Source organism: Nocardioides sp. CPCC 206348 (genome assembly GCF_048654705.1).
Lineage (GTDB): Bacteria > Actinomycetota > Actinomycetes > Propionibacteriales > Nocardioidaceae > Nocardioides.
In genome coordinates this window covers 36,285-46,774 of sequence record NZ_JBMCZA010000221.1, presented here as the reverse complement: position 1 = coordinate 46,774, position 10,490 = coordinate 36,285, and the positions used below count along the sequence as shown (strand labels likewise).

The window sequence follows — 10,490 nt, the reverse complement described above, 5'->3', positions numbered from 1 at the left end:
GCCGAGCTCGTAGACGCGCAGGTCGATGAACCAGTCCCGCTGCCAGGCCAGCAACGCGCACCACAGCCCCACGCCGACAGCGAGGGCGGCGGTCAGGCGACGGGCGGTCCGGGAGGATTCCACCCGGTCGAGGCTAGGCGTGCCCAGCGGCACGATCCGCCTCAGGGAAGCCGAAGTACCGAGACTTCACCCGCCCGTCGTCGACCCGACAGGCTGCCGCCCCGTGTCGTCCAGCTGCAGCGTCGGCCAGCCGTCAGCCGAGGGCCCCGAGCATGGGCTGGGACTCGATCAGACCCTCGTCGCTGGGCGCCTGGTGCTCGTCGAACACCCGTGCATGCTGACGAGCGCGCAGCTCGAGATGCGCCTCGGCCGGCCTGAGGTACCCGTAGCGCTCCCGCGCTTCGGCGGGAGTGAGCACGACCGGGTTCACCGGCGGGATCCCCCGCCAGTGCGGCTCCACGATCGGGAGGGTCCGCGGCGCCAGGATGCCGAGGATGAACCGCTGGACCGGGCGGCTCCGGTGCAGGACGGCCATCATCACCCGCAGGATCACGGTGACCGCGACGTCCGTGGCGCGCGACTGCCGGATGTCGGCGAGACGGCGCATGTGTCGCGGCAGGGTGGCGATCGTTCCCTTGCAGATCAGCCAGTTGGCGACGGGGCGGGCCAGGCGAGGAGCCCCTTGCGCGGAACGATCTCGTTGGCACCGTTCAGCAGATGGTGCATCATCCGCTGGGTGGCCTCGCTCGCGGCCAGCCTCGGGCGCCACCCCTCGAAGTAGGCCCGCACCTCCGCACGCGTGCGGGGTACGGCGGCCGGGTCGCAGGTCTGGAACTCTGCGGCGATGGCACACTCGGCCCAGAACTGGTTCACCTCGTCCTCGGTGAGCTTGCCGGGACCGAACGTCTCGTAGGCCGTCAGCACCGAGTGCCAGCCCGTGACCATCCAGAGCTGGGAGTCCGGGTCGTTGGCGTCGTACCGATTGCCACTGACGGGCTCGATGCCAATCGCCTTCGAGTGGATCTTGACGAGGACGTCGGCCATCTTCGCGACGCTCTGGCTGTCGGCGAAGGCGACCGCGGCGAAGTACTGGACCGTGCGCGCGTAACGGGTGTCGAGCCGGTCGTAGTTCGCGCCGGTGTTGTGCACTGCGGCGAGCAGGTTGGGATCCAGTTCCTCGATCGTCACCGCGCGCGTGATGCCGATCAGCGGGGTCGTGGGATGTCCCCACACGCGGTGCGTGATCGAGTCCGGCCCGAAGAACCCGTGGTCCTCGTGGGGCGTGATCTCGCGGCGTGCCTTGTGCTGGGCCATGGGAGTCCTCACGGGTTCATCGAGTAGGCGCCGGCGGTCGAGCGGGCGTCGGCCCAGACCCGGGCAGAGCGCTCGGCGTCGAAGATGGGGCGACGCTGGATCGCGTTGGCACCCTTCACCTGGGCGTTGGTCAGGGACGGCTTCCTCGTGAGGTTCAAGGCGTGGGCCGAGACGTCGCCGACCAGCACCTCGAAGATGCTGTCGACGAGGTCGTCCTCAACGCTCGAGATGCCGGCCTGCTGCAGGATGAGGTCGCCGTACGCGACGGTGGTGAAGATGTCACCGACGACCAGCAGGAGGTCCAGGTCGCGCATCTGCTCCTTGCTCAGCGGGGTCGCGCCGAGCAGGGCCTGGAACGCATCGACCTGCTCCAGGAGGAGCTTCACGTTCGGGAGGGTCGCCCAGTCGGCGTAGACCGCACGCCAGTCGTGGAAGACGACCTTGCTCAAGCCCTGGGTCGGCCCCTGGTTCCACAGGTAGACGTCGTCCGCGGTGTCACGACGGCGCGGCGGCAGGTCCGGCGACGTGGCGGCGAGCCGGGCACCGAGGGGCTTGGCGGCACGGATCGCAGCCCGGGTGGCCTTGAACGCCGGAGCGAAGGCCGCGTCGGGAACCTTGCTGGCCTTGCCCCGGACCGCGAGGAGGGCAAGGCTCGGGTCGGTCGGGCTGAAGATGTAGTTCTGCAGGAACTTGAGCGACAGCGCCATGTTGAGGTGGACGGTGCCTTCGAGGCGCGGGAGCCCCATCATCGCGATGGCGCCGACCGGGTAGTACATGTCGTTCTCGAAGCCGCGGGCCGCGATGCAGTCGGCGATCAGGTCATAGATCCGGGCACCCTGACGGCTGACGGTCATCTTCTCGATGGCGTCGAACAGCAGGTAGCGACGGTCGTCGGCAGTGCCGGAGCGCATGTAGTCGACCGCACGCTCGGAGAAGAGGTCCATGGCCTGCAGGCGGATCCAGCTCTCCGTGAAGTTCGCACGCACCTGGGCGAAGTCGGTGACCTTGGTGTCGAACAGCACCCGGTTGTCGGCGTGGGTGAGGCCCTCGTGCCAGATGTGCTGCGTCGCACCGACCGCACCGAAGCCGATGTTGAACTTGCCCACGTTGACCGTGTTGATCGCCGCGTCGAACGCCTCGGAGCCGACGTGGATGATGTCCTCCTCGCGGACCGGGTAGTCCTCGAGGTCGAACGCGGCGACGTAGATCTGCGAGTTGACGACGTTCTTCCGCAGCTTGTACGCCGGGTGCTGGCTGTCCGCGACGAAGAAGACGTAGCCGTCCTGGGTGGTCGGTCCGGTGGGGAGGCCCTCGATGCGGCCGAAGACCGACACCATCCCGGCCTTGTTGCCGTTGCCGATGTAGTACTTGCCGCCGTTCGCCTTGTAGCCGCCCTTGCCGTCGGGGGTGAGCACCATGTCGGAGGTGTAGACGTCGGCCCCGTGATCGCGCTCGGACAGACCGAACGCGAAGATCTCGCCGTCGTCGAGCAGTTGCGCGGCCCGGCGCTTGACCACCTCGTTGCCGGTCTGCCAGATGGGCCCGAGGCCCAGGATCGTCACCTGCCAGACGTACCAGTACGACATGCCGTAGAAGCCGAGGATCTGGCTGTACTTGGTGACGCGGGACTCGTCCCAACGCTTGTTCGGGTCACCGTCGGCCTGCGCCGCGGGGGTCAGCAGCGTCGCGAACACCTTCTCCTTCTTCTGGAACTCGAGGAACTCGTCGAACCAGACCCGGTCGCGGTCCTGCTGGAGCAGCCACCCCTTGCCCTTGCCCTCGAAGAAGTCGATGGTCGCCTCGAAGATCCGGCGCGTCTCGGCGTCGAACTCGGCGAAGTCAGGCTTGTGCGGGTTGAACAGGCTCATCAGGGATCTCTCCATCCAGAAGGGGTGGAGCGAGATTAATACATCAATGTAGGAAAATGCTACATCCGTGCAGGAAATCACGGGATCGCCTACTCTCACCCCATGCCTTCGAGCACGACCACCCACGCAGGACGCCAGCGCGCCGCCCATCTCGGACCGGAACGCCGACGCCCCCAGGTCCTCGACGCCGCCCTGACCATCGCCGTGCGCGACGGGATCGGCGCCGTGACCGTGGGATCCGTGGCGGCGGCGATGGGCGTCACGCGCCCTGTCGTCTATGCGTGCTTCTCCGACCGGATCGAGCTGGTCGACGCTCTCCTCGACCGGGAGACCACGAACCTGGTCGAAGCGGTCCTCGTGGCGCTGCACAGCTCCGCGAATGCCGACGATCCGGAACGGGCCTTCATCGACGGGTTCCGGGCACTACTGCACTCTGCAGCGAACTCCCCCGACACCTGGCGCCTCGTCTTCGCCGGCGAGCCCGACCCGGCCATCGCCGAACGCTTCCGTTCCGGGAAGGCCCTCGTCCAGGCGCGCACCGTCGAGTGGATCCGACCTGCCATGGAGCACTGGTGGCAGACCCCGGACCTGGAGCGCAAGCTGCCCGTGCTCATCGACCTGTTCCTGGCAGCCTGCGAGTCAGCGGTGCGCTCCCTCCTCGACCCGGACAACGACTGGGGTCCCGACGACCTCGGCACCTTCATCGGCAAGGCGATCCACGGGGTGTTCAGGGACGCCTGACCTCACGGCAGCGCTCCCCAACGATCAGCTACCGGGGTGGGTGTGAACCACAGCTGTCGCGCACGATCAGCTTGGTCGCGAGCACGGTACGACGCCGACGAGGTCGCTTGCCCTGGATCAGCTCGGCGAGTGCGTGCATGGCCTGGAGCCCGATCTGTCGCGCGGGGACTTCGACCACGGTCAGTGCCGGGTCGACCAGTGACGCGAGGGGAGAGTCGGTGTATCCCACGACTGCAAGATCGTGCGGGACCCGCAGGCCTTGCACCTTGGCTTCGGCCATGGCTCCGAGAGCGAGGTTCGAGCCTCCGGCAAGGATCGCCGACGGTGGATCGGGAAGTTGCAGCAGCCGGGCCATCGCACTGCGTCCGGCCTCGACGGTGAAGTCCGGAACCTCCGCCACGAGGTCGGGAGACGGTACGACGCCGGAGTCCTCCAGCGCGCGCACGTAACCGCGGTGGAGCTCAGCGACGTTGTGCCACGCCAGCGGCGCCGTGACGAAGCCGATCCGGTCGTGGCCGTGCTTGCGAAGGTGCTCGGTCGCCGCGTACCCCGCATCGGCCCCATCGAACACGAGGCTGTATCCACGTCGATCCGGCTGGTCGACGTAGACGATCGGCAACGAGGTGTCGTCCTGTCCCGCGAACCGGTCCCCCGGCAGGTCGCCGGTCGAGACCGCGATGATCCCGTCCACTCCTCGGGCGACGAGTCGCCGGATCATCGCCTGGGCAAGGCTCGCCGAGTCGCGGGTGTCCACGATCAGCACCAAGGTCCCCCGCTCTCCGGCAACCTCCTCGATCCCTCGTAGCAGTGGGAGGTAGAACGGATCCAGCCCCCCGATGAGCACGGCGATCGTATTGGCCCCGAAGGCGAGGGCACCGCCTGCGGCAGCCCTCGGCGATGACTCCACCACCACGGTGCCGACGCCGTGGCGCGTCTGCACCAGCCCGTCTGTCTCCAGCTTGGCGTAGGCAGCACGGACCGTGTTCATGTTGACGCCGAGCTCGTTGGCGAGAGCGCGCACGGGCGGCAGCCGGTCACCGGGGGCGAGCTCGCCGTCTGCCAGCTGCAGTGCGATCCGCGAGCGAATCTGCTCGGCAATGCCCAGCCCGGTCCGGGGGTCGAGTTCGAAGGTTGACAGTTCGTCCTCCACATGCTTACTGTTTCAGTGTTATAGAACAGTGTACATCATTCCAGGGGATCAGCACTGCAACTGTGCCAGCACCCCGTGGTCAGTCAGTGAGGAACCCACCATGAAGAAGCTCAAGATCCGGAGACGGAGTGCACTGGCCGTCGGGCTGACCATCGGCCTGGCCGGCGGCATCGCCACGGTCGCCGGTGCGGCCATCCCCGGCGCCGACAAGGTCATCAGGAGTTGCTACGACCCGAGGTCGGCGTACGTCCGGGTCATCGACACCGAGGCCGGACAGACCTGCACGACCGCGGAGAAACCCCTCAACTGGAATCAGACCGGACCGCAAGGTCCCGCCGGACCCACCGGCTTGACGGGCCCCGCCGGGCCGAAGGGTGCCACCGGACCCACCGGCGCCACCGGAGCGCAGGGGCCTGCTGGTCCCGCTGGTCCCGCCGGTCCCGCCGGTCCCGCCGGCGGGTACCAAAGGGTCAGTCGCGGTGAAGGATGTGCCGGTACCTGCACCAGCGAGTGGTACAACACCTACCTCGAGGCCTGGGCCGGCTGCCCCTACGGCATGACGCTGGTCGGCGGTGGGTTCGAGATGAAGCCTGGCAGGTACAGCAACGGAAAGGTCTATCCGGTCGAGGTCCAGAAGAACGCACCGTACCCGGGCTACGACTACTGGGTCGTCGGCGTCACCGTCCCGCAGCAGCTCACGTTCATGGACCTCAAGGTCTACGCGATGTGCGTCGCCAAGTAGCCGCGTAGCCCGGCGCACCCGGAAAACGCAAGGACCGCCTCCCCTTGTCGGAAGACGGTCCTTGTTCGGTGGAGCTGAGGGGATTCGAACCCCTGACCCCCTGCATGCCATGCAGGTGCGCTACCAGCTGCGCCACAGCCCCAAACTCAGTTTCCCCGCCGGAGCGGATCAACCTGCGGAATACTAACCAACCCTGCCCGAGGAGGTGAAATCGGGGTCAGAGGTTGTACGCCGCCAGCGCCCAGTCGCCCGTGGTGCGCTGCTCCAGGACAACTCGTCCGCAGTTGCCGAGGGCCCGGAGATCGCGCGCGAACGCCAGCGGCCAGCCGAGGAAGGCCACCAGTCCCGTTCGGGTCGCCGCACCGTGGGACACCGCGACTCCGGTCTCCCCCGGCCCCAGCGCGGCCGCCAGGTCGCGGATCGCGGAGGTGAAGCGGACCGAGACCTCGGCGGGCGATTCCGCGCCCGGGATCTCCTCCCAGTCACCGCGCCGGAAGCGCTCGAAAGCGGCCTCGTCCTGCGCGAGGAGCTCGGCGTGGGACTGGCCCTGGTACTCCCCCAGGCGGAACTCCCTCAGCCGGGCGTCGTACGACGGCACGAGGCCGGCTTCCTTGGCGACCTCGTCGGCGGTCATCCGGGCCCGGGCGAGGTCGCTGGACCACACCAGGGCAGGCTCCATCGCCGCGATCAACGGTGCGACCGAACGGGCCTGCCCGACCCCGACGTCGTCGAGCTCGACATCGAGCTGTCCCTGGATGCGGTGTTCGGCGTTCCACGCCGTCCGGCCGTGCCGGAGCAGGACGATCCGACGTGCGTCGCTCATTCCGAAGGTGCGTTGATCTCGGCCGGGAGCTCGATGACCGGGCAGTCGCGCCACAGGCGCTCGAGGGCGTAGAACTCGCGCTCCTCGCTGTGCTGGACGTGGATCACGATCTCGCCGAAGTCGAGGAGCACCCAGCGGCCGTCGCGGTGGCCCTCACGGCGGATCGGCTTCGAGCCGAGCTCACGCAGCTTGTCCTCGATCTCCTCGACGATGGCGCGGACCTGGCGGTCGTTGGCGCCGGAGGCGAGCAGGAAGGCGTCGGTGATGGCGAGCTGCTCGCTGACGTCGAAGGCGAGCTGGTTGGTCGCGAGCTTCTCGGCAGCAGCGAGCGAGGCTGCGCGGATGAGCTCGACGGCGTGGTCGGTGGCGGTCATGTGTCTCCGGACTGATCGTGAAGGGTGTCGCTGTCTGACACGGGGCGGGGATAGAGCCCGTGCTTGGTGATGTATTGCACGACGCCGTCAGGCACGAGGTACCAGACGGGCTGGCCCCTTCGTTGCCTCTCGCGGCAGTCGGTCGAGGAGATCGCCAGTGCGGGGATCTCCACCATGGTGACGCGCTCGGGCGGAATCTTTGCCAACGTCGCGGGATCCATCTCTGCACCCGGGCGGGTACAGCCGACGAAATGGGCCAGTTCGAAGAGCTCCTCGGCGTCGCGCCAGCTGAAGATGTCGGTCAGCGCGTCGGACCCGGTGATGAAGTAGAGATCGGCTTCCGGGCGCTCCTTGCGGAGGTCGCGCAGCGTGTCGATCGTGTACGTCGGCCCCTTGCGGTCGATGTCGACGCGGCTCACCGTGAACCGCGGGTTCGCGGCCGTGGCGATCACCGTCATCAGGTAGCGGTGCTCGGCCGGCGACACTGCGCGGTCGGCCTTCTGCCACGGCTGGCCCGTCGGGACGAAGACGACCTCGTCGAGGTCGAACCAGCCCTGGACCTCCGACGCAGCCACGAGGTGGCCGTGGTGGACGGGGTCGAAGGTGCCGCCCATCACCCCCAGGCGGATGCGCCGTCCGGGGTCCGAGGCCGACACCGGGCGGTCAGCTGTGTTCGCGGCCGCCGCCGAAGGCGACCAGGCCGATCAGCAGGAGCAGCAGGAGGGCAAGGACGCCACCACCGATGAACCACGGGTTGACGGCGGGCTCGCCGTGCTCCTCGGCGGCACTGGCGACGGCGAGAGCGAGGGTGCTGATCTGGCTGAGCATGGCCGGATCCTATCGAATGTCCCCGGCGGCAGCGTGGCGGGCGGTCTCGAGACGGTTGCTGCGCAACCTCCTCGACCAACGGGCGGTTCAGTGCAGGGCGAAGTCGACGCCCAGGAAGAGCAACGTGAACCGGATCGTCCGGCCGACGAAGACCGTCGGGACGAACGCCCACATCGGCATCTTGAGCAGCCCGCCGACCGCGGCCATGACCAGCAACGGCGGGATCCCGACCGAGGCTGCCACGAACATCACGCCGATGGCGTACCAGGGGCGCCCCTGCATCCGGGCGACCCACTTCTCGTAGCCGGCCTTCACCTTCGGCGAGGACAGCTTCTTCTGGGCCCAGGCCGAGTCGGCCCCGCGGCGGGCCGCTTCGTACCAGACCACCTTGCCGACAGTCGCGCCCGCGCCGGCCGCGATGCCCAGGGCGATCGCGGTCGCCGTACCACCGTCGGCAGCACCGGCGCCGACGATGTAGACCTCCATCGGGAGGAAGGGGAGCAGGGCCGAGGCAATGCTGAAGGCAAACGTCGTCAGCCACAGGATCATGCCGGCCCCCGCATCACTGGTCCGGGGCCTGCTCGCGCGCGGGGACCGGAATCCCCAGCTTCAGCAACCAGCCCAGCGAGACGCACTTCAGGACCAGCAGTCCCACCGCGATCACGATGCCGAGCCACACCCAGCCGGTCACCAGCAGGATCACGGCGAAGGCGCCGGAGTTGGCCGCCTTGCCGATCCGCGACCAGTTCCAGAGGTAGATCCGGCGGTCGACGACGTGGAAGTAGTTGGGGCTGCGGATCGGCCACGCGAGGAACGCCAGCGAGAGGTACATGTCGATGACCATGAACTCGAACAGGTAGATCGCGATCGGGATCCCGATCCACGTCATGGGTTCGTCACTGAGGTAGCCGCTCGGTTCGAGCCAGATCAGCCCGACGTACAGCGCGCCGCAGCTCAGCCGGTCGCACATCATGTCGACGACCGCGCCCATCCGGGTCTCGCAGTCGAACCACCGAGCCCATTCGCCGTCGATGCTGTCGCCGACCCAGTAGACGACGAGGCCCACGACGATCAGGGTGAGGCTTTCGTCGTACGCCGCCCAGACCGCGATGGCCAGGGTGATGGCCGTACGGATGAACGTGATGATCGTGGCTCCGGTGAAGAGCCGTTCGACGGACGGATCCGCATAGATCCGGTCCGGGGAGCCTGCCATGTCGCGAAACCTACCGCGCGCCCGAAGAACGCCCGACGACACACCCCCAGTAGTTCCCGGGATTCATCGACCGTCCACCTCCGTTGCCTAGCGTCGCAAGCGTGATCTGGATGGCTGTCGCCTTCGCGCTCGCGAGCGCCGTGACCACGTCGCTGTCGACCTCGACCCAGCACCTGGCCACCGGAAAGGCACCCACCGGCACCGGCGCAGCGGGCCTGATGCGCTTCCTCGTACGACGTCCCGAATGGCTCCTCGCGCTGGCGCTGGGGCCGGTCGGCTTCACGTTCCACGTGCTGGCACTCGACAACGGACCGATCGCCCTCGTGCAGCCGATCGCCATCATGGGCATCGTCTTCGCGGTACCGGTTCGGGCGGCCCTCGCGCGCACCTGGCCGGCCCGCGCCGAGCTCGGTGCCGTGGCGGTCACGGCACTGGCCATCGCCGCGCTGCTCCTCGCGTCCGACGTCCGCCCGGCCCCCAGCGGGCCCGACCCGTTCACCCTGCTGGTGGCGTCGTGCGCGTGCGGGATGGCCGCTCTCGCAGCCGTGGCGGTCGCCGGGGCACTCGCCCGGCCCGTCGCGCGTGCCTTCGCCCTGGGCTGTGCGTCAGGGGTTCTCTTCGGCCTGATGGCGGTGCTGATCGAGGCCTGCCAGCTGCACCGCGACGAGCACGGCTGGGTCGGACTGGCCACCGCGTGGCTTCCCTACGCCCTCGTGGCGTCCGGGCTCGGCGGCATCTGCGTCAACCAGCTCGCGTACCGCTCAGCCCGCCTGTCCGCCTCGATGCCGGTCCTGAACGTCGTGAACTGCCTGCTCACCCTCGGGTTCGCCCACGTCGTCCTCCGCGAGGTGCCCCACCACACCCCCGGGTCTGCCCTGGTGTCGATCGCCGCGCTGCTGGCGATGGCGTGGGGGTTGTGGCGCCTGGCCCGCCTCGAGGACCTAGCGGACGTGGCCGTCGCCGATGACGACGTACTTGGTCGACGTCATCTCGGGCAACCCCATCGGACCGCGCGCGTGTAGCTTCTGGGTGCTGATGCCGATCTCGGCACCGAATCCGAACTCGCCGCCGTCGGTGAACCGGGTGGAGGCGTTGACCAGGACGGCTGCGGAGTCCACCTCCGCCACGAACCGGCGTGCCGCACCCTGGTCCTCGGTGACGATCGCGTCGGTGTGACCGCTGGACCAGGTGTGGATGTGCTCGAGTGCCGCCTCCAGGTCGGGTACGACGCGCGCGGCGATGTCGAGCGAGAGGTACTCGGTGGCCCAGTCGTCTTCGGTGGCCGGGACGACGTCGTCATGCTCCGAGAACGCGTCGTCGCCGTGCAGGACGACCCCGGCGTCCTGGAGCGCTGCGACCACGCGGGGCAGGAACTCGGCGGCCGCGGACTCGTGGACGAGCAGGGACTCGGCCGCGTTGCAGACGCTGGTGCGATGG

At 68.5% G+C, this 10,490-nt stretch carries 13 protein-coding genes, 1 tRNA gene and 1 pseudogene; 3 read left to right on the top strand and 12 right to left on the bottom strand.

The annotated features are described in order from the left end of the window. Positions 1-253: 253 nt before the first annotated feature. The 3 genes from ACOADB_RS25015 to ACOADB_RS25005 are packed head-to-tail and all read right to left on the bottom strand — an operon-like array spanning position 254 to position 3,197. Entirely contained in the window at positions 254-607 is a 354-nt protein-coding gene (locus ACOADB_RS25015; RefSeq protein WP_378605256.1) for a hypothetical protein, read from the bottom strand. A gap of 35 nt (positions 608-642) precedes the next feature. Beyond that, on the bottom strand, positions 643-1,314 hold the full coding sequence (locus tag ACOADB_RS25010) for an oxygenase MpaB family protein (protein WP_378605253.1): 672 nt from the start codon (positions 1,312-1,314) through the stop codon (positions 643-645). A gap of 8 nt (positions 1,315-1,322) precedes the next feature. Beyond that, entirely contained in the window at positions 1,323-3,197 is a 1,875-nt protein-coding gene (locus ACOADB_RS25005) for an acyl-CoA dehydrogenase family protein (protein WP_378605250.1), read from the bottom strand. Between the two features lie 87 nt (positions 3,198-3,284). Here ACOADB_RS25005 and ACOADB_RS25000 point away from each other — a divergent pair, with 87 nt between their 5' ends. Continuing rightward, the gene (locus ACOADB_RS25000; protein ID WP_378605247.1) at positions 3,285-3,923 is read left to right on the top strand and encodes a TetR/AcrR family transcriptional regulator; all 639 of its coding nucleotides are present in this window, start codon (positions 3,285-3,287) and stop codon (positions 3,921-3,923) included. A gap of 28 nt (positions 3,924-3,951) precedes the next feature. Here the strand turns inward: ACOADB_RS25000 and ACOADB_RS24995 are convergent, their stop codons facing one another. Continuing rightward, positions 3,952-5,073 (bottom strand): substrate-binding domain-containing protein, encoded by a 1,122-nt coding sequence (locus tag ACOADB_RS24995; RefSeq protein WP_378605244.1) that lies wholly within the window; start codon positions 5,071-5,073, stop codon positions 3,952-3,954. Between the two features lie 100 nt (positions 5,074-5,173). Between ACOADB_RS24995 and ACOADB_RS24990 the strand changes: the two genes are divergently transcribed. Next, positions 5,174-5,815, top strand: coding sequence for a hypothetical protein (locus tag ACOADB_RS24990; protein WP_378605241.1), 642 nt, complete (start codon positions 5,174-5,176; stop codon positions 5,813-5,815). A gap of 69 nt (positions 5,816-5,884) precedes the next feature. On the opposite strand, the gene ACOADB_RS24985 is transcribed toward ACOADB_RS24990, so the two are convergent. From ACOADB_RS24985 to ACOADB_RS24955, 7 genes are all read right to left on the bottom strand, one after another. Next, positions 5,885-5,957: transfer RNA gene (locus tag ACOADB_RS24985), tRNA-Ala, on the bottom strand. Positions 5,958-6,032: 75 nt separating this feature from the next. Beyond that, positions 6,033-6,638 (bottom strand): histidine phosphatase family protein, encoded by a 606-nt coding sequence (locus ACOADB_RS24980; protein WP_378605238.1) that lies wholly within the window; start codon positions 6,636-6,638, stop codon positions 6,033-6,035. Further along, entirely contained in the window at positions 6,635-7,012 is a 378-nt protein-coding gene (rsfS, locus tag ACOADB_RS24975) for a ribosome silencing factor (protein WP_378605236.1), read from the bottom strand. Before rsfS ends, ACOADB_RS24980 begins: the two co-directional genes overlap by 4 nt. After that, on the bottom strand, positions 7,009-7,668 hold the full coding sequence (gene nadD, locus ACOADB_RS24970) for a nicotinate-nucleotide adenylyltransferase (RefSeq protein WP_378605234.1): 660 nt from the start codon (positions 7,666-7,668) through the stop codon (positions 7,009-7,011). The genes rsfS and nadD overlap by 4 nt, the downstream gene beginning before the upstream one ends. A gap of 7 nt (positions 7,669-7,675) precedes the next feature. After that, entirely contained in the window at positions 7,676-7,840 is a 165-nt protein-coding gene (locus tag ACOADB_RS24965) for a hypothetical protein (protein ID WP_378605232.1), read from the bottom strand. Positions 7,841-7,927: 87 nt separating this feature from the next. Then, positions 7,928-8,389, bottom strand: a complete 462-nt coding sequence (locus ACOADB_RS24960; RefSeq protein ID WP_378605230.1) for a hypothetical protein — start codon at positions 8,387-8,389, stop codon at positions 7,928-7,930. Between the two features lie 13 nt (positions 8,390-8,402). Next, positions 8,403-9,053 carry a CDP-alcohol phosphatidyltransferase family protein gene (locus ACOADB_RS24955; protein ID WP_378605228.1) on the bottom strand — a complete coding sequence of 217 codons (651 nt, stop codon included), beginning with the start codon at positions 9,051-9,053 and terminating at the stop codon, positions 8,403-8,405. A gap of 110 nt (positions 9,054-9,163) precedes the next feature. Between ACOADB_RS24955 and ACOADB_RS24950 the strand changes: the two genes are divergently transcribed. Continuing rightward, positions 9,164-10,075 carry a DMT family transporter gene (locus ACOADB_RS24950; protein WP_378605321.1) on the top strand — a complete coding sequence of 304 codons (912 nt, stop codon included), beginning with the start codon at positions 9,164-9,166 and terminating at the stop codon, positions 10,073-10,075. On the opposite strand, the pseudogene ACOADB_RS24945 reads toward ACOADB_RS24950, so the two are convergent. Next, a pseudogene (locus ACOADB_RS24945) lies at positions 9,995-10,490 on the bottom strand (gamma-glutamyl-phosphate reductase); the annotation flags it as partial. The gene ACOADB_RS24950 and the pseudogene ACOADB_RS24945 sit on opposite strands and share 81 nt — an antisense overlap.